The organism is Paraburkholderia sp. RAU6.4a, assembly GCF_050435625.1.
GTDB classification, from domain to species: domain Bacteria; phylum Pseudomonadota; class Gammaproteobacteria; order Burkholderiales; family Burkholderiaceae; genus Paraburkholderia; species Paraburkholderia tuberum.
Map to the genome: position 1 here is coordinate 479,930 of NZ_JBNDKQ010000002.1, position 26,957 is coordinate 506,886.

General features: G+C 65.4%; 19 protein-coding genes and 5 pseudogenes. 7 read left to right on the forward strand and 17 right to left on the reverse strand.

The annotated features are described in order from the left end of the window. Positions 1–32: 32 nt before the first annotated feature. Positions 33–965, reverse strand: a complete 933-nt coding sequence (locus OKW40_RS06965; protein WP_429488914.1) for a LysR family transcriptional regulator — start codon at positions 963–965, stop codon at positions 33–35. 222 nt (positions 966–1,187) lie between these two features. Between OKW40_RS06965 and OKW40_RS06970 the strand changes: the two genes are divergently transcribed. Beyond that, entirely contained in the window at positions 1,188–1,901 is a 714-nt protein-coding gene (locus OKW40_RS06970; protein ID WP_429488916.1) for a cytochrome b, read from the forward strand. A 179-nt stretch (positions 1,902–2,080) separates the two neighbouring features. Here OKW40_RS06970 and OKW40_RS06975 read toward each other — a convergent pair. From OKW40_RS06975 to OKW40_RS07020, 10 genes and pseudogenes are all read right to left on the reverse strand, one after another. After that, a pseudogene (locus OKW40_RS06975) lies at positions 2,081–2,244 on the reverse strand (Hsp20/alpha crystallin family protein); the annotation flags it as partial. A gap of 48 nt (positions 2,245–2,292) precedes the next feature. Beyond that, a complete protein-coding gene (locus OKW40_RS06980; protein ID WP_429488918.1) occupies positions 2,293–2,568 on the reverse strand; it encodes a DUF1488 domain-containing protein in 276 nt (91 codons plus the stop codon). A 173-nt stretch (positions 2,569–2,741) separates the two neighbouring features. Beyond that, positions 2,742–3,596, reverse strand: a complete 855-nt coding sequence (locus tag OKW40_RS06985; protein WP_429488920.1) for a potassium channel family protein — start codon at positions 3,594–3,596, stop codon at positions 2,742–2,744. A gap of 157 nt (positions 3,597–3,753) precedes the next feature. After that, positions 3,754–4,995 carry a chromate efflux transporter gene (gene chrA, locus OKW40_RS06990; RefSeq protein ID WP_429488922.1) on the reverse strand — a complete coding sequence of 414 codons (1,242 nt, stop codon included), beginning with the start codon at positions 4,993–4,995 and terminating at the stop codon, positions 3,754–3,756. Positions 4,996–5,208: 213 nt separating this feature from the next. Continuing rightward, positions 5,209–5,388, reverse strand: a pseudogene (locus OKW40_RS06995) (DUF4279 domain-containing protein); the annotation flags it as partial. Positions 5,389–5,436: 48 nt separating this feature from the next. Next, positions 5,437–5,700: a hypothetical protein gene (locus OKW40_RS07000; protein ID WP_187631709.1), complete on the reverse strand. Its 264-nt coding sequence runs from the start codon at positions 5,698–5,700 to the stop codon at positions 5,437–5,439. 2 nt (positions 5,701–5,702) lie between these two features. Next, positions 5,703–6,455, reverse strand: a complete 753-nt coding sequence (locus tag OKW40_RS07005; protein WP_429488924.1) for a hypothetical protein — start codon at positions 6,453–6,455, stop codon at positions 5,703–5,705. Positions 6,456–6,751: 296 nt separating this feature from the next. Then, positions 6,752–7,597 (reverse strand): annotated as a pseudogene (locus OKW40_RS07010) (zinc-dependent alcohol dehydrogenase family protein); the annotation flags it as partial. Positions 7,598–8,015: 418 nt separating this feature from the next. Beyond that, the gene (locus tag OKW40_RS07015; RefSeq protein ID WP_184067639.1) at positions 8,016–8,891 is read right to left on the reverse strand and encodes a helix-turn-helix domain-containing protein; all 876 of its coding nucleotides are present in this window, start codon (positions 8,889–8,891) and stop codon (positions 8,016–8,018) included. Between the two features lie 37 nt (positions 8,892–8,928). Next, the gene (locus OKW40_RS07020) at positions 8,929–9,486 is read right to left on the reverse strand and encodes a carboxymuconolactone decarboxylase family protein (protein WP_429488926.1); all 558 of its coding nucleotides are present in this window, start codon (positions 9,484–9,486) and stop codon (positions 8,929–8,931) included. Between the two features lie 205 nt (positions 9,487–9,691). On the opposite strand from OKW40_RS07020, the gene OKW40_RS07025 reads away from it, so the two are divergent. Next, positions 9,692–10,708 carry an alcohol dehydrogenase gene (locus OKW40_RS07025; protein WP_184022783.1) on the forward strand — a complete coding sequence of 339 codons (1,017 nt, stop codon included), beginning with the start codon at positions 9,692–9,694 and terminating at the stop codon, positions 10,706–10,708. A gap of 234 nt (positions 10,709–10,942) precedes the next feature. Here the strand turns inward: OKW40_RS07025 and katG are convergent, their stop codons facing one another. After that, positions 10,943–13,201: a catalase/peroxidase HPI gene (katG, locus tag OKW40_RS07030; RefSeq protein WP_429488928.1), complete on the reverse strand. Its 2,259-nt coding sequence runs from the start codon at positions 13,199–13,201 to the stop codon at positions 10,943–10,945. 546 nt (positions 13,202–13,747) lie between these two features. Between katG and OKW40_RS07035 the strand changes: the two genes are divergently transcribed. The 5 genes from OKW40_RS07035 (at position 13,748) to OKW40_RS07055 (ending at position 21,481) form a co-directional block, all read left to right on the forward strand. Next, a complete protein-coding gene (locus OKW40_RS07035) occupies positions 13,748–14,992 on the forward strand; it encodes a tyrosine-type recombinase/integrase (protein ID WP_429488930.1) in 1,245 nt (414 codons plus the stop codon). A 226-nt stretch (positions 14,993–15,218) separates the two neighbouring features. Next, positions 15,219–15,830: a hypothetical protein gene (locus OKW40_RS07040; protein ID WP_429488932.1), complete on the forward strand. Its 612-nt coding sequence runs from the start codon at positions 15,219–15,221 to the stop codon at positions 15,828–15,830. Between the two features lie 334 nt (positions 15,831–16,164). Continuing rightward, entirely contained in the window at positions 16,165–16,764 is a 600-nt protein-coding gene (locus OKW40_RS07045) for a DUF2760 domain-containing protein (protein WP_184022779.1), read from the forward strand. Beyond that, the gene (locus OKW40_RS07050) at positions 16,761–18,608 is read left to right on the forward strand and encodes an Hsp70 family protein (RefSeq protein WP_429488934.1); all 1,848 of its coding nucleotides are present in this window, start codon (positions 16,761–16,763) and stop codon (positions 18,606–18,608) included. The genes OKW40_RS07045 and OKW40_RS07050 overlap by 4 nt, the downstream gene beginning before the upstream one ends. A 5-nt stretch (positions 18,609–18,613) precedes the next feature. Next, positions 18,614–21,481: an Hsp70 family protein gene (locus OKW40_RS07055; RefSeq protein WP_429488936.1), complete on the forward strand. Its 2,868-nt coding sequence runs from the start codon at positions 18,614–18,616 to the stop codon at positions 21,479–21,481. A 109-nt stretch (positions 21,482–21,590) separates the two neighbouring features. Here the strand turns inward: OKW40_RS07055 and OKW40_RS07060 are convergent. From OKW40_RS07060 to argG, 5 genes and pseudogenes are all read right to left on the reverse strand, one after another. Continuing rightward, positions 21,591–22,037 (reverse strand): annotated as a pseudogene (locus tag OKW40_RS07060) (3-hydroxybutyrate oligomer hydrolase family protein); the annotation flags it as partial. A 38-nt stretch (positions 22,038–22,075) separates the two neighbouring features. After that, the gene (locus OKW40_RS07065; protein ID WP_429488937.1) at positions 22,076–22,594 is read right to left on the reverse strand and encodes a RidA family protein; all 519 of its coding nucleotides are present in this window, start codon (positions 22,592–22,594) and stop codon (positions 22,076–22,078) included. Between the two features lie 118 nt (positions 22,595–22,712). Next, positions 22,713–24,249 (reverse strand): annotated as a pseudogene (locus OKW40_RS07070) (transglycosylase SLT domain-containing protein). Between the two features lie 157 nt (positions 24,250–24,406). After that, positions 24,407–25,438 carry a diguanylate cyclase gene (locus OKW40_RS07075; protein ID WP_311540826.1) on the reverse strand — a complete coding sequence of 344 codons (1,032 nt, stop codon included), beginning with the start codon at positions 25,436–25,438 and terminating at the stop codon, positions 24,407–24,409. 179 nt (positions 25,439–25,617) lie between these two features. Beyond that, on the reverse strand, positions 25,618–26,952 hold the full coding sequence (argG, locus tag OKW40_RS07080; protein ID WP_429355637.1) for an argininosuccinate synthase: 1,335 nt from the start codon (positions 26,950–26,952) through the stop codon (positions 25,618–25,620). Positions 26,953–26,957: the final 5 nt, after the last annotated feature.

Genomic DNA, 26,957 nt, shown 5'->3' on the forward strand with positions numbered 1-26,957 from the left:
TGCGTAAGTGATTCTTCCGCGCGGCGATCGAATCAGCGTCGATCGGCGTCGGTGATTTGCTGAGCCCGCTCGAAATACTCGCGCAGCAGCGGCGTGGCGAAATCGACGAAACCGCGCACCTTCGGGACCGCAAGGCGCCCGTGCGGCGTCACCAGGTTGACGGGCAACGGCGCATGCTCGCTGTCGCGCAGCACGATTTTCAGCGCGCCGGCCTTGACCTGCTCGGCCACGTGATAGGAGAAAAGCCGCGTGACGCCATGCCCGGCCACGGCCGAAGACAGCGCAGCGCGAATCGTGTTGACGATGAAGCGCGGCGTGAACCGCACGACCTGCGGCAGCGCCGTTAGACGGGCCGCCGGAAAGCTCCACGAATCGAGCCCGAAATGCGTCATCGAGATGATCGGATGGCTGGCCAGATCGGCGGGGACATCGATGGCCGGGTGCGTGGCGAGATAGTCGGGCGAAGCGACCACCACCCGCCTCACCTCGCCCACCGGAATGGCGACGAGCGTGGAGTCCTGTAGATGAGCGATGCGCAACGCCACGTCGATGCCCTCGTCGACGAGGCTCACGGGCCGGTCGAGCAGGTGCAGGCGGATCGACGCCTGGGGATGGCGATCGAGAAACGAATCGACAATCGGGCGCAGCACCTCCTCGCCCACCGCCACCGCCGCCGTCACGCCTAGCAGTCCGCGCGGCGCGGAGCGCTCGTCGGCTGCGAGCAGGTCCGCCTCCTCCAGATCCCCGAGGATGCGCCGGCACGCCAGCGCATAGCGCTCGCCCGCCTCGCTGAGCCGGATCGTGCGCGTGGTGCGGTGTAGCAGCGGCGTGCCCGTGTGCGTCTCCAGAAACGCGATGGCCCGGCTCACAGCCGCGGGCGAGCGGCCCAGCCGACGGCCTGCGCCCGCCAGACTGCCCTCGTCGAGCGTGGCGACGAATACCTTCATGGCGTCGATACGGTCCATTGCGTGTTTGAGCTTGAGATTGGGCCTAGGTGGCGCCGCAGTCTTTTAGGGCGGTGAGTTCCGGCACGATCTTAGCGGAATACGAGAAGCGACAGCGTGGCATGCACGGCTGCACAATCGTAAGACTGAATGTGGCGCTAGTGCGGCGCTTGGCATACCCTGAAGAAGTTGTTCAGCAGATCCTGGTACGCTCCGCTGCCGCTAGCGGGCTGGGTACGTCAAATGTCGCGAGCACCGCGAGCTTGCTGCGCCCTTGGTGATGGCACTCCGCGTGCAAGCTCAGCCAGCGTTTTTTGTGGCGTCTCAGCCTCAACGTTTCCATCCCGTTCGCTCGACCCGATGACCAACCTCAAACATTCATCCGCGACCGCGACGGCGACGCGAATCGCAGCCGGCGATGACCGCACGCAATACGACTCTTTCTCGATCCTGTTGCATTGGATCACGGTGATTCTGGTGTTGGCCCAATTTGGACTCGCCCAAACCTGGGGGTTTGCGCCTAAACCCACGCGTCACCTGATGATCGTTTCCCACATGTCGTTTGGAATATTGCTTTCGGCCGTGTTGATCGTGCGCATTGGGTGGCGTCTGATGCCCGGACATCAAACTCCCGTGTCTGCCGCGGGATGGGTCGAGCGGGCCGCGAAAGGCGTCCACTATGTTCTGTACGCGCTGCTGGTCGGCGAAGCGGTACTGGGTTTCGTACTGCGATGGTCCGGCAACGAATCGATGAGCTTTTTCGGGCTGCTGATGCCCTCTCCTTTCGCGCCGACCAGTAAGGCGACGCATCACGCCATTGGTGAGGCTCATGATTTCGTCGGCTGGGCCATCATCGTCATCGCGGCGGGACATGCCGCCGCCGCGCTGTTTCATCACTATGTGCTGCGCGACGACGTGCTCAAGCGCATGCTGCCGCGCAAAGCGGGCGACGCGTAAGCCGCTCACTTGCCCGCCCGGCGCTCGACCGATAACGAAACAATCGGCTTGCTCGCGCTGAAGCACACCCATTCGGGTGCGAAGGTGCGCGAGCGCTTTCCTGCAGACTGGCGCGCGCTTCAGCCGGACCTTCGCCGCAACAAAAAGGCGCGCCCGTGACAGCGCGCCATCCTCGCGTGTCAGTCGATGGTCAGCCGCTTGCGATCGCCCGACGCCTTTTTCGGCAAGCTGAGCGACAGCACGCCATCCCTGTACTCGGCTTCGCGTTCGCCTCCTCGACCTCGCCGCCGAGCGCGAACGAGCGGCTGAAGGTGCCGGCGTAGCGCTCGCGGCGGATCACCCGCCGCGACGACGCGTCGTTGATCCACGTCAAGCGTGCCCGCCCGACCCGTCACGCGCAAAACCTGAAAAACCCGCTATGCAGCAGCACGGGCCTGGCGCCGATCTCGTCGAGCAGACGCCGGGCGGCCTGTTCGATCTGGGAACGGTGCGCGAGGAACGCCTGGAGCAGATCGTCTTCCCGCAGCGAGCGCGCGCCGAAATGGTCTTCGAGCGCCTCGGCCGTGATCGCGCACTGCACGGGCCGATCGTCGACGAGCGCCGCAAACGCCAGCACCAGATCGCGGGCGCAGTATTCGGGCATGCAGGACGGAAAGGAAATGTGCATGGTGACGCCCCCCACGGGCATGAAGTGCCGCATCGGCGGATGCGAGGTAGCGGACCCGCCGCGACGTCTCCAGCTTAATCACGCAATCCACGGCGGATTTGACGTACGTCAAGGCGGAGTCGCGGACGGTCCGCGCAGGCCCCGTTTGCCGCGGCCCTGTCAGCGCGAACGGGTCATTCGCCCGTGCGCGTCACGGAACCCGCAGCGGCGTCGCTGCGTCGCGCGGCGGCGTCGATCGTCTGCCGCAACGCCTTCAGTTCAGCGTGCAGGCGCACGATTTCATCGTTCAGATGCTTGATATCCCGATGCATCTCGCGTCGCAACGCCCTCTCTTCCTTGCCGATGAATGCCGCGGCGATGCTCGCGAAGACCAGCGACAACATGCCGTAGCCGAGCAGCACGACAAATGCCGCGAACACACGCGATGCGGGCGTCGTCGGCGCGATGTCGCCATAGCCCACGGTCGCGCTGCTTTCGAACGCAAGCCACAGCCCTTCGGAGTACGAGTGCACGTGTGGTTCGAGCCAGTAAAATCCGGCGCCGGCCATCGCGAGCACGAGCGCGCCGGCGAGCAGCAGCCACATCAATCGGTTCGGCGTGACGAATTCGCGCAGCGACAGCACGATGCGCAACGCGACGACACCCATGAACGACAGCCGCAGCAGCCATTCGACGGGCTGCCACGGCGGCGTTCCGAAACCGGTGCTGAGCGCCGCGCCCAACGCGATGAGCAGATCGAGCCAGTTGTTCGCGAGCAGCGTCTTCGGCCGTCTGCTCAGATGGGCCAGCCAGGTGAACGACAACGCGAAGCCGGCGAACATGCCGACGTATAGTGTCCGCGACAGGCTCAGCGCCAGCGGGGTGGGCACCGTCAGTTCGACGTAGAACGCGGGGATCGCGCAAAAGCTCAGCGCGCACAACCCCCAGCGCAGTTGGCGCCATGCCCGCACGGCGCGAGGACCGTCGTGTGCGCTGGCACCGCCCAATCCGTAGCCGCCGAGGCCGTGGTCGATCATGTGGTCCGTCATCGCGCGAATGGCTTCCGGCCTGTCGGGTTTCGGGTTTCGCGCGATACCGTCGTGGTGCCGCAAACGCACCGAGGCCGCGCGATCATCGTTGCAGGCTAACCGACCCCCGGCTGTCAGCCTTGATGCAGATCAGTGCTGGTGCAATGCGATCAGCCTGTCAGAGCGGGTGCAGCACCGCTTGCGCGACGCCGGCCGCCACACACAGCACGACGACCGCAAGCGGGGGCACCTTCCAGCGCAGCAACAGCAAAAAGCCGATGCACGCCACGGCGAAATCCGTCGCCGACAGGACCGCGCTCGTCCACACCGGCGAATAGAGCGCGGCGGCCAGCAGGCCGACCACCGCGGCATTGACGCCGGCAAGCGCCGCCGCCATCGCCGCACGCGCGCGCAGCGCCTGCCACCACGGCAATGCGGCGAGAACGAGCAGCAGACCCGGCAGAAAGATGCCCACTGTCGCCAGCAGTGCGCCGCTCCAGTGTCTGGGTGGCAGCGCCATCATCCAGCCGAGAAACGCCGCGAACGTGAACAGCGGTCCGGGTACGGCCTGGGCCGCGCCATAGCCGGCCAGGAAGTCGTTGGGCGCGACCCATCCGGTCGCGACGGTTGCCCGCTGCAACAACGGCAGCACCACGTGGCCGCCTCCGAACACGAGCGCGCCGGAGCGATAGAACGCATCGAACACGCGGATGCCTTGCAAGGTCCCGCTTGCCGCCCATAGCGGCAACGCGAACAGCAACGCGCAGAAGAGCACTAGCGCGACGATGCCTGCCGTACGCGACACCTGAAAATCGCCGGCCCGCAGAGGAATGGCGCGTGGCGCTTGCACCACCGTGGTCCGGCACAGCGCGACACCGAGCACGGCGCCGGCGCCGATCACGATCAGTTGGGCGTAGACGGTGCCAGGCACGCTGAGCAATCCGAGCGATGCGAGCGCGATCGCCGCGCGGCGGCGATCCGGACACAGACGCCGCGCCATGTCCCAGACGGCCTGCGCGACGACGGCCACCGCGACGAGCTTCAGGCCGTGAATCACGCCCGTGCCGAGCGCGCCGCCCAGGTCCGGCGCGATCGCGGCAAAGGCCAGCATCACGAGTACCGACGGCAGCGTGAAGCCGCACCAGGCCGCTAGCCCCCCACCCCACCCGGCCCGCAGCAGCCCGATCGAAAACCCCGCCTGGCTGCTCGCGGGTCCCGGCAGAAATTGGCACAGGCCGATCAGGTCGGTGAAGGCTTCATCGTCGAGCCAGCGGCGCCGCTCGACGAACTCGCGCCGGAAGTAGCCGATGTGAGCGATCGGACCGCCGAAACTGGTCAGCCCGAGTTTCAGAAAGACGATGAAAACCTCGATCACGCGCGTGAGCCGTGAGCGGCGCGGCGACGACAAATCAGTATCCATGGATGTGCGGGTTCGAGCGCTGCCGATTTCGAGAGCCGGCGGGCTTCGTGTTTGACGACGCACAGTATAGAGGCCTACGGCGCGACCACGCGCCGCACCCGCGATTGATCTGAGTCAATCGTGCCCCTTGCTTGCTGCAACACACTGGGCACCATCATTTGCGCGTGTTCGAATGCATTTTCACCCGCGTCGCTAATCGCGGTATTCGTCAATCTAGATAGTCCCGCCAAGGGCTTCCATCATCGTGCGGATATCATTCGGGATATCCGGCACCCGGTCGCCGCTCTCGTTATCCCAATAGCAAAAAAAACGCATCTGCGCACCAGTGCGTCTGAGCAGTTCGGGCAAATCCGGTCACGGTAGCGCCAAGCGTTCGATCAGATAGCGAGCCGGTCGCGCCAAGCGACCGTAAGAAAGCCCGCTGCGCTGATGCCTTGCGGCTTATGGCAGAGGGAACTGATCCGGCTTCACACGCAAACGCCGCTTCACTTCGGGGTGAAATATCGCGAGGATGCCGAGCGCTGTCGCACCGAGCCGATTTGCGACGTTTTCTGTCAATTCACCTCCGGGAATGTCTTCGAGGCGCCAAGGCGCGATGACATTTTTGTCGCGTAGTGCGGCGAGGTCCTCATCCTTGACCGAGAATACTTCGAATTGCTGCAATTCAGAGTTATACGAAACAACAAACGATTTTGGGGCGACCATTCTTAGTATCCTCGGCACTGGTTATAGAGGGTGAAGGCGTTTTGCTTGCAAGCGATGAAGGTATAGGCAACGTTAGTCATTGCCTTGTAGAGATTGCATTCGGCGAGATTTCGCTCATACTCCGCGAAGCATTGCGCCTCCTGCACTTCATTCACTCCGCGCGCCGCGATGTCTTGCACATCATCACTTATTGCATTTGGCTGGTACTCGAACGGCTGTGCATTGCCGAGATTCTGCGGCACGCGCGGGCTGTTGCCATATAGCGAGCTTGCCATGTCCGTGTCGGCCGGTTGTTGCACGCGCGCGAGGCCTGACTGGGAAGCCTTTTCCCGCTGCTCCCGTATCGCCTGCACGCACTCGCGCATCTCGTCACGCTCAGGGACGAAGATCAGCCTACCGTCCTTCACTTCGTTGTACAGGGCTTTGGCAACCTCATGATTCTTCATCCTGTACATATGAACGCGGATGTCACTTCGACCGAGCATATCGCGCAGTTCGTGCGACTGGTGGGACAGCAATATGGACGGGGCGTACCGCAACCACGCGGCTAGGGCCTCCTTCATGCCTTGCTCCAGATCGCCGCGTCCCTCGCGAGGCGCGCTGGCCGGCAGTGCAAAATGAAACCACCGTATCACATCGAACATCCAGGGAGACTGGATGTGAAGGTATTGCGACTTGCGAACGCTGCGCGAGAAGAAATGTCCGTGTGACCCCTCACGGGCATTGTGGTAAGCGTCGAGAAAAAGCGAAGTCATCGTGCCTCACAGTCAATTCAAGAGGCCCGATTTTGCAACAGGACACCATCCCAAAAAACCCCTCTGTATTGACGTCCCCCGGACGGATACCGCGTGCAGCGCACACACGTCCCAGCTCAATGGCCAGCGTTCCGAAGGCCCCGACGCAACGCAGAGCGCGCCTCAAAAGAGTTGAATCGGTCCACTCTCATGCGGGCCGCTTTCTTTGTGTGTCATTGTCAACGCCCGCATCGATGCCTGCCATTGCGCTATTGGCTCTCGGCAAACTGCGTGTCGTTTCGAGCCGCCTCGCCGAAACGGTGCCACAGTTTTTCCAGATGCAGATCGCACTTGACGCCGTGCACGCCGATGTTCGCGATCGTTCCACCCGGCGCGACCAGTTGCTGGCAAAGCTCGAACGTCGGCGGGATGCCGACCGCCTCGATCACGCAGTCGGCGCCTACCGATTCGGTCAGCTTCAGCACTTGCGCGACCGCATCGGCACGCGCGTTGTCGATGCAAGCGGTCGCGCCGAAGCGTTGCGCGACCTCGAGCCGGTTCGCGTCGGGATCGATCATGATGATCTGCGCCGGCGAGTAGAACTGCGCGGTCAACAGCGCAGCGAGACCGATCGGCCCGGCGCCGACGATCGCCACGGTGCAGCCCGGCTGAACCTTGCCGTTGAGCACGCCGCACTCGAAGCCGGTCGGCAGAATGTCGGACAGCATCACGAGCGCCTCTTCGTCGAGGCCAGCCGGAATGCGGTACAGACTGCTCTGCGCATGCGGAATGCGCACATATTCGGCCTGCGTGCCGTCGATCCGGTTACCGAGAATCCAGCCGCCCGTCGTGCAATGCGAATACATGCCGCGCCGGCAGTAGTCGCAGCGGCCGCACGAGGTGATGCACGAGATCAGCACGTGATCGCCGGCCGCGAGCCCGCTCACCGCCTCGCCGACCTGGTGCACGACACCGACGCCTTCGTGGCCGAGAATGCGGCCCGGTTCGCAGGTCGGCACGTCGCCTTTGAGAATGTGCAGATCGGTGCCGCAGATCGTCGTGCGGGTGACTTTGACGATTGCATCGGTGGGCGCCGTGAGTTCGGGTATCGGCCGTTCGTCGAGCGACTTTTCGCCGGGACCGTGATAAACGAGTGCTTTCATGACGGACTTCTCCTATGGCCGGAATGAGACACGATGCGTGGCGGCAAACGTGTTCGCGCCTGAACCTGGTCGTGTCATGCGTCGGCTAGCGCCGGCGGGAACGTAATGCGTCACGCGCTTGCATCATGAGCCCCAGCGTGGCGGGCGGCTTGATCTGGGTCAAGCACTACGAAAACAACGCCGACGCGTCGATGTCGGCCATTTTCTCGAGTTCTTGCAGATAGAGGCCGGGAAAGGGGCCCGCGCCTGCCTGCACATCGGCCGCGAAGAAGCTGCACGCGCGAGCACCTCGGTCACGTCGCCGAAGTCGGAGATGATGGCCGCGTGCGAACTGGGCGCGCGGCGGAACCAGAGTGGCGTCGGATCGCTCGACCTGATCGGCTCGGATGATTGCCCAAAAACCGAAGACATCGCTATATCACGGCATACGGTTTGCCGATATTGGAGGTTGCGGGGACGCGTGCGCCGCGAGCAGCTGCTGATGACGTGCTTCGGTGGCGTCGTCGGCGGGGAACATGCATTCGATGCGCAACTCCTGCGCGGCCACGTTTTGCGGTGTGCCCACGGTCGTGACCATCGAGAAATAGCGCAGCACCACGCCCTCGCTGATGAAGCCGAGCGGAACCATCGGCAGCGTCGCGGGTGTCGCGGACGAGCCATGATGCGTCTTCCAGTCGCGCGGCACGTCGGGATACGCAAGCAGTTCATCGAGTAGACGCTTCGTGTTGGCGCCGATTACATGACCGACCGACTCGCGATACACGCGTTGCAGCAGACTTCGCGCGACCTCCTGCCAATCGGCGACGAACGGACGCATGCCATGTGGATCGAAGATCAGATGCAGCATGTTGCGCGGGCCTTCGCGCGCGGTCATGTCGATGAAGCAGTTGAAGAAGCGCGGGGCCGCGTCGTTGGACATCAGCACATTCCAGTCGCGGTCCATCACGAGCGCCGGAAACGGCTCATGCTGACGCACGACCCGTTCGAGCGCGCGAACCACGCCGTGCATTTCCTGCGCATTCCACGGTGCTTCCGAATAGATCGGTGCATAACCCGCGGCAAGCAGCAGCGCATTGCGCTCGCGCAGCGGCACGTCGAGGGTCTGCGCAAGCGTCAGCAGCGTGTCGCGGCCCGGCACGCTGCGCCCGCTTTCGATGAAGCTGATCTGCCGCTGCGAGATGCCGGCCTCGAGCGACAGATCGAGCTGACTCACGCCACGCACGTCACGCCAATAGCGCAACAGACTGCCGAGATCGCCTGGCTGCACTTTCGGATCGTGACTCGTGACGTTCATGGTGTTGCCCTCCGGTTGATGCCTGAACGGGATCGCTTCAACGCGCGGGCGCGTGCCACGCGAATTCGGCGAACTGCGTTTCGAGCGGCGGCTCGGTCACGCTGCCGGTGTAGTTCGTGATCGTCGACGCGGCGACCGCCGCAACCACCTCGAGAATCTGCTCCGCGCTGAAACCTGCCGCGAGGAAGCGTTGCCGGTCCTCATCGGCGAGGCGGCCGCGTTTTTCGATCAGCGTGCGCGCAAGCGTCGACAGCGCCGCGAGCTTCGTGTCGTCGGGCAGACCGCCGTGGCGGATCGCCTCGACATCGGCGCGACGCAGGCCCGCGTTCAAGCCGAGCGCGGTATGAAACGCAACCGCCCATTCGCTCGCGTTCGTCACGGCGTTGGTGAGCAGCAGCGTCTGGATCTCCGGTTCGGTCAGACTGCTCGCATGCACGCGCTCGAACAGGCCGATGAAGCCGTTGATCAGCACCGGTGAAGCCGCCATCTTGGCCGCGATGTTCGGAATCAGGCCGAACGCCTGTTGCAGTTTGCGGAGCACGGGTTTCGATTGCTCGGGAGCGGACTCGATCGTGTGAACGGGATAGCTGGACATGGTATCTCCTTGACGTGTGCGCCATCGGAGCGACGGCGCGGTAGTCGAAGAGTAGAGGCAGCCGCGCGGCTCGCCAATTACATCGGATGTCATCGCCATCAGCCATGCGGCGGCGGCTTCTTTCTGGCGAGCCGCCTGGACGCGGAATATCATGTTGGAGTTTGTTCCCCTCTTGTCCCGTTCGTCACTGGAAAGGAAGAACATCATGCCCACAATGAAAGCAGTCGAAGTGAAGCAGGCCGGCGGCCCGCTCGAACTGGTCGAACGCGAAGTGCCCGAGGCGGGCGCGGGTCACGTGCGTATCAGGATTCAGGCTTGCGGCATCTGCCATAGCGATGCGATGACCAAGGAAGGCCTGTGGCCGGGCCTGGCCTATCCGCGTGTGCCCGGTCACGAGATCGCGGGCGTGATCGATTCGGTCGGTGCGGGTGTCGAGGGCTGGCAGGTCGGACAGCGTGTCGGGGTCGGCTGGCACGGCGGGCATTGCGGCAAATGCGAACACTGCCGCCAGGGCGATTTCGTGCTGTGCAAGTTCGCCCTCATCCCCGGCATCAGCTACGACGGCGGCTACGCCGAATACATGGTGGCCCCGGTCGAAGCCCTGGCGCGCATTCCCGACGATCTGTCCGACGTCGATGCCGCGCCGCTGCTCTGCGCGGGCATCACGACGTTCAACGCGATACGCAATAGCGGCGCGCGCGCTGGTGACGTGGTCGCGATTCTCGGGATCGGCGGCCTCGGTCATCTCGGCGTGCAGTTCGCGCGCAAGATGGGCTTTCGCACGGTGGCGATCGCGCGGGGTCAGGACAAGGCCCCGCTCGCGCAGCAACTGGGCGCGCATCACTACATCGACAGCAAAACGGAAAACGTCGCCGAGAAGCTGCAGGCACTGGGCGGCGCGAAGCTGATACTCGCCACGGTGACGAGCGGCAAGGCGATGACCGCGACGCTCGGCGGTCTCGGCCTGAACGGCAAGCTCGTGATGGTCGGCGTGTCCGAAGAGCCGGTCGAAGTGCCGATCGTGCAGTTCATCATGGGACGCAACTCGGTGCAAGGCTGGCCCTCCGGCACCTCGGCCGATTCGCAGGACACGCTCGCGTTCAGCGCGCTCACCGGTGTCAAGCCGATGATCGAAGAGTATCCGCTCGCCGAGGCAGCGCAGGCCTTCGACCGGATGATGAGCGGTCACGCGCGTTTCAGGGTGGTGTTGAAGATGGTCTGAGTGGCAGCCTCCGGTGGGGCAATGGAAATTGCATGACCATTCTGGTTACGGGCAGCACGGGTGTCATCGGCACCCGGTGCTCGCACATCTGAAAGGCGGCGGCGCAGAAGCAGTGACGAGGCGAAGAAAAAGCGCGCTTGCCGGCATCCCGGCAAGCGCGCTCGATGACTTCGCAAATCCACCGTCAAAAACTGCGTCGACGTGGCAAAGAACCACTCGCCAGCACCGGCTGGATCAAGCCAGATCGAAACGATCCAGATTCATCACCTTGACCCACGCGGCAACGAAGTCGCGCACGAATTTCTCCTTGCCGTCCTCGCTCGCGTAGACCTCGCCCAAGGCGCGCAGCACCGAGTTCGAGCCGAACACCAGATCGACGCGCGTACCGGTCCACTTGACCTCGCCGCTCTTCGTGTCGGCACCTTCGAACGTTTCCGCGGCCTCCGACACCGGCGTCCATTCCGTGCCCATGTCGAGCAGGTTACGGAAGAAGTCGTTGGACAGCGTTTCCGGCTTGCTCGTCAGCACACCTTCTTTGCCAGCGCCCACCTTCAGCACGCGCAGGCCGCCGATCAGCACCGTCATCTCTGGCGCCGTCAACGTTAGAAGTTGCGCCTTGTCGATCAGCAGCTTCTCGGCCGCCACCGGGAACTTGCCGCCCAGATAGTTGCGGAAGCCGTCGTGGACCGGCTCGAGCATCCCGACCGATACGACGTCGGTTTGCTCCTGCGACGCATCCATCCGACCCGGCGAGAACGGCACCGTCACCTGCTGGCCGGCGTTCTTCGCGGCCTGCTCGATGCCGGCGCCACCCGCCAGCACGATCAGGTCGGCAAGCGAAATCTTCTTGCCGCCGGACTGCGCACCGTTGAACTCGCTCTGGATGCCTTCGAGCACCTTCAGCACCTTCGCGAGCTCAGCGGGTTGGTTGACGGCCCAGTCCTTCTGCGGTGCGAGCCGGATGCGCGCGCCGTTGGCGCCGCCGCGCTTGTCCGAGCCGCGGAACGTCGAGGCCGAGGCCCACGCGGTCGTGACCAGCTGCGACACCGACAGCCCCGACGCGAGGATCTTCTGCTTCAGCGCCGCGACGTCCTTGTCGTCGACGAGCGGGTGATCGACGGCCGGAATCGGGTCCTGCCACAGCAGTTGCTCCGACGGCACTTCCGGGCCAAGATAGCGGGCGCGCGGACCCATGTCGCGGTGCGTCAGCTTGAACCACGCACGCGCGAACGCGTCGGCGAACTCGTCGGGGTTGGCCATGAAGCGGCGCGAGATCTTTTCGTAGATCGGGTCGAGGCGGAGCGACAGGTCGGTCGTCAGCATCGTCGGCAGCACTTTCTTCGATGGGTCGTGCGCGTGCGGATACGTGGCCTGCGCGTCCTTCGCGACCCACTGGTTCGCACCCGCCGGGCTCTTCGTCAGCTCCCACTCGTGGCCGAACAGGCTCTGGAAGTAGCTCATGTCCCACTGCGTCGGCGTCCCGGTCCACGTGACTTCGATACCGCTCGTGATCGTGTCGCCGCCCCGGCCGGTGCCGAAGCTGTTGCGCCAGCCGAGCCCCTGGGCCTCGAGACCGGCACTTTCCGGTTCCGGACCGACGTTATCGGCCGGCGCCGCGCCGTGCGTCTTGCCGAACGTGTGGCCGCCGGCGATCAGCGCGACCGTTTCCTCGTCGTTCATCGCCATGCGGCCGAACGTTTCGCGGATGTCGACTGCCGCGGCGAGCGGATCGGGATTGCCGTCCGGGCCTTCCGGATTCACGTAGATCAGGCCCATCTGCACCGCGCCGAGCGGGTTTTCGAGGTTGCGGCCGGGCGGATCGGTACGGCTCTTTTCGGTGCCGTGCAGCTCCTCGTCGGCGACCAGCACGCCTTCGTCGTCTTCCCTGCCGGCCGCTCCCTTGCCGTAGCGCACGTCGCCGCCGAGCCAGGTCTTTTCATTGCCCCAGTAGACGTCCTGATCCGGTTCCCATGTGTCCGCGCGGCCGCCGCCAAAACCAAAAGTCTTGAAGCCCATCGTTTCGAGCGCGACGTTGCCGGTCAGGATCAGCAGGTCGGCCCACGAAATTTTCTGGCCGTATTTCTGCTTGATCGGCCATAGCAGCCGGCGCGCCTTGTCGAGGCTCACGTTGTCCGGCCAGCTATTGAGCGGCGCGAAACGCTGCTGGCCGCGCCCTGCGCCGCCGCGGCCGTCGCCGATGCGGTACGTGCCGGCGGCATGCCATGCCATACGGATAAACAGCGGGCCGTAGTGGCCGAAATCCGCGGGCCACCAGGGCTGCGAATCGGTCATCAGCGCGGCGAGGTCTTTCTTGACCGCGGCGTAGTCGAGGCTCTTGAATGCCTCGGCATAGTTGAAGTCTTTGTCTAGCGGATTGGAGCGGTTCGAATGCTGGTTGAGCAGGTCGAGGCGCAATTGCTTCGGCCACCAGTCCCGATTGGTCGTCCCGCCGCCGGCGGTATGGATGAACGGGCACTTTGCTTCGTTTGACATGCGTTCTCTCCTTTGGAGGATGTCTCCGTTGTCGATCGGAGTCGGTGCCTGGGTACTTTCTCCAATCCCATGCAAGGTACTTGTTATGCGTTTGTCATCGTGTCAGGCTTGCGTGGCAATTTGACGACCCGAAAACCCGACAGTCGGCCGAATGGCTCGGCAGTGCACTCATGAAATCCAGGGTCGAGGGCAACGCAGCCGATGTCCGTAACGGCTGACTCCGGTCGGCGCTCCACTCCTATTCGAATATAGGCGAGGACAAAGTTCAATAGAATTCGAATACGGCAATGCCACTAATAGACGGCGACTATAGCGGGCGCAAAACGAGCGCCGCCCTGCATCACTATATGCCGATCGATCGTCACCGCGTCGAAGCTTGAGCGCACCCGGCTGTTTTGCGCCAGGCGCAGCCGACTGTGTGATAGGGTTTCGCGTTTCGTCCGCAACAGAGTGGGCACTGCTTTCTTTTCAGGCAAGCGCTTCTGAGAGCACCTGAGCGGAGCAGAATGACGCCAACCGGCGTGCGCCCGAGGAGTGTCCCGAACCGTGTCCAAAGCCGTGCCGAAAGCTGCCCCGAACGCTGAGCTCGCCACCGTCCAGCCCGTCGAATCGCTCGTCGTGCCGGAACTGCTCGATGGCCGCGACGGCACCAATCGCGGCGCGGCGGAAAACTCGCAGCTATCGGCGCGCAACGACCTCGACGCCGTGCGCGCCTGGCTGTCCAATTACGCGGACACCAAGACCACCTTCGACAACTACCGCAAGGAAGCGGAGCGGCTGCTGCTGTGGGCCGTCGTGCAGCTCGGCAAGCCGCTGTCGTCGCTGACGCACGAGGATCTGCTGCTGTTCAAGGCGTTCATCGCCGATCCGCAGCCGGCCGCGCGCTGGGTGTCGGCGAACGGCGGCAAGTACGCGCGCGGCGACGCACGCTGGCGGCCGTTCAACGGCCCGCTGTCGCCGGCCAGCCAGCGCCAGGCGCTGATCATCCTGAACGCGATGTTCACGTGGCTCGTCAATGCCGGCTATCTGCGCGGCAATCCGATGGCGCTCCTGCGACAACGCGCGAAGCGCTCGGCGCCGCGCGTCACCCGCTATCTGTCGACCTCGCTGTGGGACGAAGTGAAGCTGTTCGTCGAGCAGCTGCCGCAAGATACCGATGCGCAACGCGCGTACTACGCGCGTTGCCGCTGGCTGACCACGCTGTTCTATTTGCAGGGCATGCGCATTTCCGAGGTGGCCGGCGGGCAGATGGGCCAGTTCTTCAGAAGGCTCAGCGCCGATGGTCAGGACCAGTGGTGGCTCGAGACGCTCGGCAAGGGCGACAAGGAGCGGATCGTGCCGGTGTCGGCCGAACTGGTTCAGGAGCTGCGCGGCTACCGCACGCTCCATGGCCTCGCCGCCCTGCCGACCCGCGCCGAGGAAACGCCGCTCGTGCTGCCGTTCAAGGGCCGCAACCGCTGCCTGTCGCGCTCGGCGATTCACGACGCGATCAAGGGCATCTTCGCGGGCGCGGCCAAGTGGCTGCGTGCGCGCGGTCCCGAATTCGCCGATCGCGCCGACGAGCTCGAGCGCGCGTCGGCGCACTGGCTGCGGCATACGGCCGGTTCGCATCAGGCGGACGGCGGCGTCGATCTGCGCACGATCCGCGACAACCTCGGCCACGTTTCGCTGAATACGACCACTCTTTACCTCCACACCGAGGACGACGCGCGGCATACCGAGACCGTTAATCGACACCGGATGAACTGGGACGACGCGAAGTCTGAAGACGGCAATGAGGGCGGCAATTAAGCGCGGATCGGGCGGGTGAAACGCGCCGGAATTTTTGCGTTATTTCTTTCTATTTCCCAGTTGGCTCAATTCATCAGGCGATGCGCGCCGGGCATGCGTTTGCGCCTGCGCGTTTCACCGCTCATTTCCCCGCTCGTTTCCCTGGTCGTCGATTCATATCTCAAGAATGCAAAACGCCGACCGTTAAACGGGCGTCGCTCGACAAATAACCAATACAAACCGGGGAATGAACTTGAAAACCATCACCAACGCGCTGTTGGCGTCGGCTGCGTGCGCTACCTTTCTCGCGGGCTGCGTGACCAGTGGGCAAGGCCGGCTCGTCAGCGCCCCGAACCGGGTCAACGAAGTGAGCGTGACCGCGTATCAGCCGTTGCCGACCGATGGGTACGTCGCCAATGTGGTCGATCGCGATGTGGTGATCGTCGGCGGCGATACGTATATCTGGGTCGTCGGCCGGGACGGCGTCCGGCATCGCCAGTTCTATTCTCATGGCGATCATCGCGCCGAGGTTTTCCATCGCCGTGAGGAACTGCATCGTGTGATGGCGAGCCATGACGGTCATCTGCCGGAGCATCCGGGCGGCGGCGCGCATCCGGGCGGTGCGCATCCGGGCGGCGAGCATCCGCCGCTCGGGCACCCGGGCGGCCCCGCGCCGGCGATGGCCGCGCACGGACAGCCGCCGCGAGCCGACAGGCACGCCGCCGGACCGGTCAGGTCTGCGCCCGCGACGGCCGCGCACGGACAACCGCGCCGCGCCGACATGCACGTCGCCGGGCCGGTCAGGCCCGCGCCCGCACCATCGGCAAAGCGGGTGTCGAAGGATCCGAAGAAGTCGTAACGTCGCTGATAGGCGCGCTGCCAAAGCGCCTTCCTGCATCGCCCGCTTCCCCCAACTCCCCGCCAATCCCACCCCATTGCCCGCTAGAATTGCCGGCTTTGCCCGCGTCGGGCGCGCCGCAAGGCAAAATACGGGTTTTGCGCGCGCCGCACGCGCGGCCGACCCGGTCGCGAAGCGTCCCCAAGCCGTTTTCGGGCCCGGCGGTTGCATCGTCGCCCCGGGCCGCGCGCCGACCCGCAACATCACAGCCCCGCCCGGCCCGTCAGCTTCGCTGCCCGGCGCACGCGGCGCGGCGAGGACCGCTCGTCCCCAACAGAGCAGATCAGGAGCCTTTATGAGCGATTCGAATCCATCCTTCCTCGGCCGCATTTCGCTGGCCGTCGGGACGTTTTTCAGCATTCTCGGCAATGGCGACTTCGCCGCCGACGTCCTGCGCCTGCGCAACGGCGAAAAGATCGGCGCGGCCCCGGCAGCCGCCCCCGCCGCCACGCCAACCCCGGCCCCCGCCGCCGCCCCGCAACCGAAGCCGCAACCCGCGCCGGTGCTGAAGGAGGCCTCCCCCGACGCCGCGCTGCAACTGCTCGGTCTGCTGCAACGCGACGCGCGCTTCATCGATTTCGTCGAGGAAGACATCAAGGCCTATAGCGACGCCGACATCGGCGCGGCCGCGCGCCTCGTGCACGAAGGCTGCCGCGCGACGCTGCGCGAGCACTTCACGATCCGCCCGGTGCGCGACGAAGCCGAAGGCAGCCGCGTGACGCTGCCCGCAGGCTTCGACGCGAGCTCGGTCCGTTTGACCGGCAACGTGGTCGGCAGTGCGCCGTTCAACGGCAGCATCAGCCATCGCGGCTGGCGCGTCGAGGATGTGCGTCTGCCGAAGCTGGCGGACGGTCATAACGCAAAAGTCATCGCACCGGCGGAGGTGGAGCTATGAGCGACGCACGCTATTCGATCGGCATCGATCTCGGCACCACGCACTGCGCGTTGTCCTACGTGGACACGCACGCGAGCGACGGCGAGAAAACTACCCAGGACGTGCTGTCGATCGCCCAGCTCACGGGCCCCGGCGCAATCGATAATCTGCCGCTGCTACCCTCGTTCCTGTACCTGCCGCATCCCGACGAACTGGCCTCCGGCGACCTCTACCTGCCGTGGACCGGCCAGCGCGAATTCGCGGTCGGCGAATTCGCGCGCAGCCGCGGCGCCGGCACGCCGATCCGGCTCGTGTCGAGCGCGAAAAGCTGGCTGTGCCATCCGGGCGTCGACCGGCGCGCGGGCATTCTGCCGAACGATGCGCCGCCCGAAGTCGCGCGCGTGTCGCCGCTGGAAAGCTCGGTGCGCTACCTGACGCACCTGCGCGAGGCGTGGGACCACGCGCATCCGGACGCGCCGTTCGGCGAGCAGGACGTCACGGTGACGATCCCCGCGTCGTTCGACCCCGCGGCGCGCGAGCTGACGGCGGAGGCCGCCGAGGCCGCCGGCTTCACGCGCATGACGCTGCTCGAAGAGCCGCAGGCGGCGCTCTATAGCTGGATCCAGAAGAGCGGCGGCCAGTGGCGCAAGCAGGTCAAGATCGGCGACATCATCCTCGTCGTCGACGTCGGCGGCGGCACGACCGACCTGTCGCTGATCGCGGTGATCGAGCGCGACGGCAATCTCGAACTGCATCGCGTCGCGGTCGGCGATCACATCCTGCTCGGCGGCGACAACATGGACCTCGCGCTCGCGCACGTGGTCGCGCGCAAGCTCGCCGCGCAGGGTACCCAGGCCGACGCGTGGCAACTGCGCGCGCTCACCTACGCGTGCCGCGCGGCGAAGGAAACGCTGCTCAGCGACCCCGCCACCGACACCGTGCCGCTCGTCGTGCCGAGCCGCGGCTCGAAGCTGATCGGCGGCTCGATCCGCACCGAGCTGACGCGCGCCGAACTGACGCAGACGATCCTCGACGGCTTCTTCCCGCAGGTCGACAGCGCCGCGCGTCCGGTGAGCCGCGCGCGGGTCGGTCTGACGCAGCTCGGCCTGCCGTATGCGCAGGACGCGGGCATCACGCGGCATCTGGCGGCGTTCCTCGGGCGTCAGGTCGGCGCGCTGGCGGAACTCGAAGGGCTGCGCGAGCATGTCGCGCCCAACGCGAGCTTCCTGCATCCGACCGCGGTGCTGTTCAACGGCGGCGTGTTCAAGTCGACGCTGCTGGTCGAACGGATCATGGGCACGCTGAACGGCTGGCTCGCGACCGAAGGCGCGGCGCCGGCCCGTCTGCTCGAAGGCGCGGACCTCGATCTGGCGGTCGCGCGCGGCGCGGCCTACTACGGCTACGTGCGGCGCGGCCGCGGCGTGCGGATTCGCGGCGGCACCGCGCGCGCGTACTACATCGCGATCGAATCGGCGATGCCGGCCGTGCCCGGGCTCGAGCCGCCGGTGCAGGCGCTGTGCGTCGCGCCGTTCGGCATGGAAGAAGGCACCGACGCCGAGCTGCCCGCGCAGGAGTTCGGGCTGGTCGTCGGCGAGCCCGTGCATTTCCGCTTCTTCGGCTCGTCGGTGCGTCGTCAGGATCAGGTCGGCACGCTGCTCGATTACTGGGGCCCCGAGGAGTTGCAGGAACTCGAGGAAATCGAGGCGACGCTGCCGGCGGCCGGCCGCACCGCCGGCGAAGTCGTGCCGGTGAAGCTGCACGCGCGTGTGACCGAAGCGGGCACGCTCGAACTCGAAGCGATCCCGCGCGGCTCCGACGAGCGCTGGAAAGTCGAATTCGACGTGCGCGGCAACGCGAATGCGTGATTGACATGAAGCGGTACAGCGTCGGCATCGATCTGGGCACCAGCAACACGGTGCTCGCGTACGCGCAAGCCGGATCGCAGCAGATTCGTGTGTTCGAGATCGAGCAACTCGTGAGCCCCGGCGAAGTCGCCGCGCGGCCGCTGTTGCCGTCGGTGCGCTATCAGGCGGCCGACGGCGAACTGAGCGCGGCCGATCTGCAGTTGCCGTGGTCCGGTGCGCGTGCGGCGTCGGGCCACGGTAAGGACGCGACGCAGCCGGTCGTGGTCGGCCGGCTCGCGCGGCTGCTCGGCGCACAGGTGCCGGGGCGGCTCGTCGCGAGCGCGAAAAGCTGGCTGTCGCACGCGTCGGTCGATCGCGTCGCGCCGATCCTGCCGTGGGGCGCGCCCGACGACGTCCGCAAGATTTCGCCGCTCGAGGCGAGCGCGAGCTACCTCGCGCACGTGCGCGCCGCATGGAACCAGCACTTCCCGAAGGCGCCGCTCGAACAGCAGGACGTCGTGCTGACGGTGCCCGCATCGTTCGACGAAGGCGCGCGCGCGTTGACCGTCGAAGCGGCGCGGCTCGCGGGGCTGCCGTCGCTGCGGCTGCTCGAAGAGCCGCAGGCCGCGTTCTACGACTGGCTGTTCCGGCATCGCGACACGCTTGCCGACGAGTTGGCGGACACCCGGCTCGTGCTGATCTGCGACGTCGGCGGCGGCACCACCGATCTGACGCTGATCGAAGTCGGCCTGTCCGACGACGGCGAGCCGCGCCTGACGCGCGTCGGTGTCGGCAATCATCTGATGCTCGGCGGCGACAACATGGACCTCGCGCTCGCGCATCTGGTCGAGGCGCGGCTGTTGGGTGGTGCCGGCGGCGGTGCGCAGGCGCCGCAACGGCTATCGGCGGCAAGCCTGTCGCAGCTGGTCGAGCGATGCCGCGTCGCGAAGGAGCAATTGCTCGGCGCGCAGGCGCCCGAGTCGGCGCCGGTCACCTTGCTCGGCGCGGGCTCGAAGCTGATCGGCGGCGCGCGCACGACGCAGGTCACGCGCGACGAGGTCGAGAAGATCATCGTCGATGGTTTCTTGCCGCGGGTGGCCGCCGATGAGCGTCCGGGCCGGCCGCGCGGCGCGATCGTCGAATTCGGCCTGCCGTACGCGACCGATGCGGCGGTCACGCGGCATATCGCGGCATTTCTCGAACGTTTCGCCGCGCAGTCGCGCAAGGCCCTGGGCGCGGATTCCAGCACGCCGGACGCATCCGGCACAGCCGCCCTGCCCGTACCCGACACGCTGCTGCTCAACGGCGGCGTGTTCCGCGCCGACGCGCTGTCGCGGCGTCTGGCCGACACGCTCGGCGGGTGGCGCGGCGCGCCGCTCAACGTGCTGCACAACGACAACCCCGACGTCGCGGTCGCGCGCGGCGCGGTCGCCTATACGCTCGCGCGCGCAGGCTTCGCGCCGAAAATCGGCGGCGGTTCGCCGCGCAGCTATTTTCTGGTGCTCGACGAAACGCCGGCCGGCAAAGACGACGCCGAGCCGGACGCGGCGCCGGCGCAACGCGGCATCTGCCTGCTGCCGCGCGGCACCGAGGAAGGTCACGAGATTCTGATCGCGGAGCGCACGTTCGCGCTGCGGCTCGGGCATCCGGTGCGCTTTCACCTGGTGTCGTCGAGCGCGGACACCGCGTATCAGCCCGGCGAACTGGTCGACCTCGCGGGCGGCGACTTCGTGCGTCTGCCGCCGATCGCGACGATCGTCCAGCCACGCGACGGCCATCGCGCTCGCGAAACCGCCGTGCGCATCGCGACGTCGCTGACCGAGGTCGGCACGCTCGACGTCCATTGCATCGAACTCGACGAGCCATTGCAACGCTGGCTGCTCGAATTCCAGCTGCGCCACGCCGACGCGCAAGTGGAGCTATCCGCCGAGGGCGCACCGCAACGCCACCCGGCGCTCGATCGCGCGATCGAACTGATCGACCGTTGCTTCGGCGCCCGCGCGCAAAACGTCGACCCGAAGGAGATCAAACGACTGCGCGCGCAGCTCGAACATCTGCTCGGCCCGCGCGACAGCTGGAACAGCGCGTTGCTGCGCGAACTGTTCGGCGCGCTGTGGGAGCGCGCGCGCCGCCGCCGCCGCTCGGCCGATCACGAACGGCTGTGGCTGAATCTGGCCGGCTATTGCGTGCGGCCCGGCTTCGGTTATCCGCTCGACGAATGGCGCGTCGAGCAACTGTGGACGCTGTTCGACGATGGCATCCAGTACGTGACCGACAGCCAGGTATGGTCGGAATGGTGGACGCTGTGGCGCCGCGCGGCCGGCGGCCTCGGCGAAGATGCGCAGCTGCGCGTGCTCGACGCGATGGACTATCTGCAGAAGGCCGCGCAATCGCGTCACAAGCTGCCGTTCGATGTCGCGAAGACCGGCTTCGCCGATATGGTGCGCCTGTGCGCATCGCTCGAACGGATTCCGGCCGAACGCAAGATCGAACTCGGCGAGGCGGTGCTCGCTCGCCTGAAAAAGCCTGCGGAAAACCATCAAAGCTGGTGGGCGGTCGGACGGATCGGCGCGCGCCAGCCGTTTTACGGCAGCGCGCATAGCGTCGTGCCGCCCGAGGTCGCCGCGCAATGGCTCGATGCGATCCTCGCGCTCGACTGGAAGAAGGTCGACCCCGCCGCCTTCGCGGCCGTCCAGATCGCCCGCATGAGCGGCGACCGCTCGCGCGATCTGCCCGACGCGCTGCGCGCGAGCGTCGTGCGACGCCTCGAAGCGGCGAGCGCGCCGCGCGCCTGGGTCACGATGGTCAGCGAAGTCGTCGCGCTCGATAACGCCGACGAAGGTCGCGTGTTCGGCGAATCGCTGCCGGTCGGGTTGAAGCTGATCGGCGGCTAAAGCGTTTTGCGCGGCGCGAAGCTCAGCACCGCTCGTGCGGCGTCCAGATGCACAGCAACGCGCACCCAGGCGGATACCCGTGTGCGCGCATTGCTTCAGCACGCGCCGCTCAATTCGGCACGTTCACGGCGCCATTCGTTGCGGAAATCGCATTGACACCCGGGGTCGCCGCGATCGCCGGCAGGTTGGCCGTGGTCAGCGCCGGTGCGGCTCCGGGCACGCCGCCGCGCGGTATCGTGTGGATCACCTGCGACGGCGGCAACGGCGTGCCGTTCTTCAGATGAGCCCACATCAGATTGAGCGCCTGAAGATCGTAGTAATGCAACGGCACGAAACGCGTATCGAAACCGGCGACGCCGAGGAACGCGTCAAAGTGCTGTCCGTTCGTGACTTCGTACAGCGCCAGCTTGCTCGCGCCGCCCTCGGCCACCTGATTCAATCCGAGATACGGCCGCGACGCGTGATTGATCGGCACCAGCGCATCCGCGCATCCTTGCACGGTGATGGTCGGCTTGCCATGCAGATTCGCATTCACGCGAATTGCATCGACGCTGGCCTCAGACGATCGCTCGCGACAGCGGTGGCGGCACGAGCTCACGCCTCGCTCGATGCAAGCGCTCGAGTGTCTCGTGGAAAAAGTTCGACTTCAGCCTCGATCTCCACGGGAATGTTGAAGGGAAGCTCGGCCAGTCCCACCGCGCTGCGAGCGTGACCGCCGCGCTCCTCGCCAAAGACAGCGAGTATCAGTTCCGAAAAGCCGTTGATCACCGCGGGCTGTCGGTTGAACCCGGGTGCCGAGTTGACCATGCCGAACACCCTCGTCCAACAGGCGATGCGCTCCAGACTTCCGAGCTCGCGCTTGAGGCTGCCCAGAATAGCGAGCGCGGTGAGACGAGCCGCCACGAAGGCCTGCTCCTGCGAGACCTGACTGCCCACCTTGCCAAGTGGCTCGGCCAGCGAGCCGTCCGCGTTGGTCGGTCCATGGCCCGAGATGCAAGCCCTGTGGCCGACTATCCGCACCCATGGGAACGGAAGCGTCAGGCCGGGAGGAAGCCGCAACGGTTCCGGCAAGACGTAGCCAAGTGCGTCCAAGCGATCTTCAACGGTCGACATATTCAGACTCCACGTGAACGCCCGACGGCGTTTATTCGCGCGCGCGCCTCGATAATCGCGCAGCGGCGTGGCTGCGGCACGTCGCTGCGGTGACAGCGCTTTCAGATGCCCGCTTCCCTCACGCTCCGCCCTGCTTGCGCATCTGCCCGATAGCGCGAGCGCGTGCAGCCTCGGCCTCCCGGACGAGCCGGTACGCAACGTAATATTTGAAGACATTGCGCACGTACGTCGTCGGCTCGATACCGATTTTCTCGGCGACTACGATTTCGACATTGTTGAACCACTTGTTAGGATCGAGACCGCGCGCCGCCGCTTCCTTGCGCATTCTGGCGATCTTTGCGGGTCCTGCGTTGTAGCTTGCGAATGCGAACAGCGAGCGGTCCCGTTCCGAGAAGTGAGCATCGGGAAAGTAACGGGCCATCAGCACATCGAGATATTTCGCTCCCGCATGTATGTTGGACTCCGCCACCCTGATGTCGCCAACCGCAAGTTCCTTCCCCGTGGCTGGCATCAACTGCATGATCCCGATTGCGCCAACATGACTGCGGGCGCTCTGGTTCAGCTGGGATTCCTGATAGCCTTGAGCCGCCAGCAAAAGCGGATCGAAGCGGTACTGCGCACCGTATTTTTCGAAAAGACCGACCGTCTGCCCGAACCGCTTCAGCTCCGCTGACTCCGTATTGTTGGAGATCTGCTTGATGCGCTTCATTTCCTGCTGCAGACGGACTTCCGCGACACTCTGCTTCTTCACGTAATTCAGGTAGAAGTCGTTGATCGCGTCCCGCAGTTTGGGGCTCTTGAAGCGCACCGCCCAGCCGATGTAGCCTGCGTCGCGCACCGAAATATCGTTATGCACGACGATTCCAGCCAGTACCGGCGCCCATACCTTTGCCTTCCAGTCGTCCACGACGAGGATCTGGAGCAGCCCGACATTGAGCATCTCCATTGCGTCCTCGTCCTCGAGCGCGTCGGGCAGCGGCACGAGTTTCACCGGAGCTTTGCCTTCCTTGCCAAAACGCGCGTTCAACGCGTTCAGGCTCTCGTAATAGCTGCTGCTGGGCCGCACATGGACCGTCTTACCGCTGAGATCGTCGAGCTTCGCGAGGGCCGGCGACTTCGGCCCGGTCACGACCACTTCGCGTACTGCTGTCCGGTCACGCGGCGCCACGAAGTCGACCTGCTTCAGGCGGACCTCCGTGACCGTCAGATTGCCCGCGGCGATGTCGCCCCGGCCCGCTATCAGCCCCGGGAGCAACTGGTCGCGAGTCGTCGGAATGATGACCAGGGTGAGCGGACGCTTGCCGAGCGTCGCCCGGTACTTCTTGTTCACATAACGCTCGAAGTCCCGCATGAGACCGGCGGTCAGCCCACGTTCGTGACCTTGCTCATTCAGATAGAGCGTTCGACTGTAGGGAACCAGCACGCGGATCAGACGCCGGTCGAGCATGGCGTCGAAATCGCCCGTGAACGGTTGATTGCCGGAGATCGATACGGCGCGCTGCGGGAGCCGACGCCGCGGCGGTTGGGGATGACGGGAGGGCCGACGAGGCGGCCGGCTGCGCGGCGGCACTTTGGGCGGCGACGCACGCCGCGGGGCCGACGATCATGCCTGAGCAGAACGCCGCGATGGACAGCAACGTTTGAATGATGCGCATCGTAAAACACCCTGCTGTCGCACCCGGCGACTGCGTCGACGTTCACTACGCGCATCCATATTGCCACGCTGGCAACGGGTGAAAATGGGACGATGGTCCTATAAGCAATGCGCCATGACTGAAGATAGAGCCGTACCGACGCAATCGCCAACGCCCGCTACGCCATCGTCACGCGATTTCGTCCTTGATGCTTCGAGCGATACAACGCACGGTCAGCGCTCGCGAAACCGTCGCGATGCGCGGGTCGCGACAGGTCGCTAATACGCGTGAGCGACGCGCCAATGCTGACCGTCACCACCCCAAGCGGCGACGCGCGATGCTCGATCGCGAGGTCCGCCACGCGCTGGCGCAGCGTTTCGAGCGTGTCTTCGAGCATCGATGGTTGCGCTTCGAGCACCAGCATTCCGAACTCCTCGCCGCCCATGCGCCCGACCACGATGCGCTCGCTGTCGGCGGCGGCCTGCATCACGGAGGCGACCAGACTCAGACAGTGATCACCGGCCTGATGACCGTAGGTGTCGTTGTACTGCTTGAACCAGTCGACGTCGACGACCACCGAGCCCATCACGTCGCCGTCGCGCGCCTCCTTCCAGCGGCGCGCGATGGTTTCGAGCAGAAAGCGCCGGTTGTACAACTGGGTGAGCGGATCGATCGCGGTGGCCGTGCGCATCTTCAGATCGTTTTCGATCATCGCGCGCAGGTGGTAAAACACGCCGCGCCGGCCCGCGTCGAGCCGGCCCGGCGCCGGGTCCATCGCGCACAGCGCGCCGACGATCTCGCCGTTCGGCGCGCGCAATGCGATCGCCGCGTAAAAGCGCACGAACGGATGACGCTTGACGAGCATGCATTCGCCGAAGCGGCTGTCGTTGTGCGCATCCTCGATCACGAACAGGTCGGCATCGCGCACCGCGTAGTCGGCGAGCGAGCGCGCACGCGTGACGAGCGGCATCGCCATGCCGACTTCGGCGCGATAGTGCTGATGCTCCTCGTCGAGCAGCACGATCGCGGTAATTGCCGCGCCGGTCACGCTCTTCAGAATCTCCGCCGCATGCGTGAAGCACTCGCGCATCACCTGGTCGTCGTGCAACAGCCACTCGATGACCGAAGACTCGACCTCGGGTTCGCCGGCGGCGGTCGAGTCGACTGGCATCCGGCTGGCGAGGCGGTCGTTACTGTAAGCGAGTTGCACGGAAGGGTTCCAGAATGGGCTTAGCTTATGTCAACGGCATAGGCACGCGAAACTTGAGCACAGAATGTGGGATCGCGCCCAGGCGCCGGAGCGCATCCGGGAGCCCCAAAGAAAATGGGCCGGCTCTCGCGAGCCGGCCCATCCATCGATGCGACGTTCAGGTAATCAGACGCGCCGCTTTACTCCTTGTCGCCCTTCACCTGCGGCAGCGCCGACGTCTCGTTCGACGACAGCAGGCCCACCTGCGAGTAGATGCGCAGCTTGTCGCGCGTGTCGGTGATGTCGAGGTTGCGCATCGTCAGCTGGCCGATGCGGTCGCGCGGCGAGAACGTCGATGCGACCTTTTCCATCGACAGACGCTCGGGCTGATACGTGAGGTTCGGCGACTTCGTGCTGAGGATCGAGTAGTCGTTGCCGCGGCGCAGCTCGACGCTCACTTCGCCGGTGATCGCGCGCGCGACCCAGCGCTGCGCGGTTTCGCGCAGCATGATCGCCTGCGGATCGAACCAGCGGCCCTGGTACAGCAGACGGCCGAGGCGGCGGCCGTTCTCGCGGAACTGCTCGATCGTGTCTTCGTTGTGGATGCCAGTGACCAGACGCTCGTATGCGATGTTGAGCAGCGCGAGGCCCGGGGCTTCATAGATGCCGCGGCTCTTCGCCTCGATGATGCGGTTTTCGATCTGGTCGCTCATGCCGAGACCGTGACGGCCGCCGATCCGGTTCGCTTCGAGCAGCAGCTCGACCGCGTTCGGGAACGTCTGGCCGTTCAGCGCGACCGGCTGGCCTTCCTCGAAGCGGATCGTCACTTCTTCCTTCGCGATCTGCACGTCGTCGCGCCAGAACGCGACGCCCATGATCGGGTTCACGATCTTGATGCCGGACTCGAGGCTTTCGAGGTCCTTCGCTTCGTGCGTCGCGCCGAGCAGGTTCGAGTCGGTCGAATACGCCTTTTCCGCCGACATCTTGTAGTCGAAGCCCGACTGGCGCATGAACTCGGACATTTCCGAGCGGCCGCCGAGTTCGTCGATGAACAGCTGGTCGAGCCACGGCTTGTAGATCTTCAGGTCCGGATTCACGAGCAGACCGTAGCGGTAGAAACGCTCGATGTCGTTACCCTTGTACGTGCTGCCGTCGCCCCAGATGTTGACGCCGTCGTCCTTCATCGCGGCGACCAGCATCGTGCCGGTCACGGCGCGGCCGATCGGCGTCGTGTTGAAGTAGGTGACGCCCGCCGTCGAGATATGAAACGCGCCGCACTGCAGCGCCGCGATGCCTTCCGCGACCAGCTGCGCGCGGCAGTCGATCAGGCGCGCGCCTTCGGCGCCATATTGCGTGGCGCGACGCGGGATCGAATCGTAATCGTCTTCGTCGGGCTGACCGAGGTTGGCCGTGTAGGCGTACGGCACGGCGCCCTTCTTGCGCATCCAGTGCAGCGCAGCGCTAGTGTCGAGGCCGCCGGAAAACGCGATACCGACCTTCTGGCCGATCGGAAGACTTTCAAGGATTGTACTCATAAGCA

Bases quoted from the DNA above. Each gene is read 5' to 3' on its own strand.
- OKW40_RS06985 (WP_429488920.1), bottom strand. From the start codon at position 3,596: ATGACGGACCACATGATCGACCACGGCCTCGGCGGCTACGGATTGGGC.
- OKW40_RS07000 (WP_187631709.1), bottom strand. From the start codon at position 5,700: ATGGTCGCCCCAAAATCGTTTGTTGTTTCGTATAACTCTGAATTGCAG.
- OKW40_RS07065 (WP_429488937.1), bottom strand. From the start codon at position 22,594: ATGTCGACCGTTGAAGATCGCTTGGACGCACTTGGCTACGTCTTGCCG.
- OKW40_RS07045 (WP_184022779.1), top strand. From the start codon at position 16,165: ATGAGCGATTCGAATCCATCCTTCCTCGGCCGCATTTCGCTGGCCGTC.
- argG (WP_429355637.1), bottom strand. From the start codon at position 26,952: ATGAGTACAATCCTTGAAAGTCTTCCGATCGGCCAGAAGGTCGGTATC.
- OKW40_RS06980 (WP_429488918.1), bottom strand. From the start codon at position 2,568: ATGCACATTTCCTTTCCGTCCTGCATGCCCGAATACTGCGCCCGCGAT.
- OKW40_RS07040 (WP_429488932.1), top strand. From the start codon at position 15,219: ATGAACTTGAAAACCATCACCAACGCGCTGTTGGCGTCGGCTGCGTGC.
- katG (WP_429488928.1), bottom strand. From the start codon at position 13,201: ATGTCAAACGAAGCAAAGTGCCCGTTCATCCATACCGCCGGCGGCGGG.
- OKW40_RS07020 (WP_429488926.1), bottom strand. From the start codon at position 9,486: ATGTCCAGCTATCCCGTTCACACGATCGAGTCCGCTCCCGAGCAATCG.
- OKW40_RS07025 (WP_184022783.1), top strand. From the start codon at position 9,692: ATGCCCACAATGAAAGCAGTCGAAGTGAAGCAGGCCGGCGGCCCGCTC.
- OKW40_RS06970 (WP_429488916.1), top strand. From the start codon at position 1,188: ATGTCGCGAGCACCGCGAGCTTGCTGCGCCCTTGGTGATGGCACTCCG.
- OKW40_RS07050 (WP_429488934.1), top strand. From the start codon at position 16,761: ATGAGCGACGCACGCTATTCGATCGGCATCGATCTCGGCACCACGCAC.
- OKW40_RS07005 (WP_429488924.1), bottom strand. From the start codon at position 6,455: ATGACTTCGCTTTTTCTCGACGCTTACCACAATGCCCGTGAGGGGTCA.
- OKW40_RS07055 (WP_429488936.1), top strand. From the start codon at position 18,614: ATGAAGCGGTACAGCGTCGGCATCGATCTGGGCACCAGCAACACGGTG.
- OKW40_RS07015 (WP_184067639.1), bottom strand. From the start codon at position 8,891: ATGAACGTCACGAGTCACGATCCGAAAGTGCAGCCAGGCGATCTCGGC.
- OKW40_RS06965 (WP_429488914.1), bottom strand. From the start codon at position 965: ATGGACCGTATCGACGCCATGAAGGTATTCGTCGCCACGCTCGACGAG.
- chrA (WP_429488922.1), bottom strand. From the start codon at position 4,995: ATGGATACTGATTTGTCGTCGCCGCGCCGCTCACGGCTCACGCGCGTG.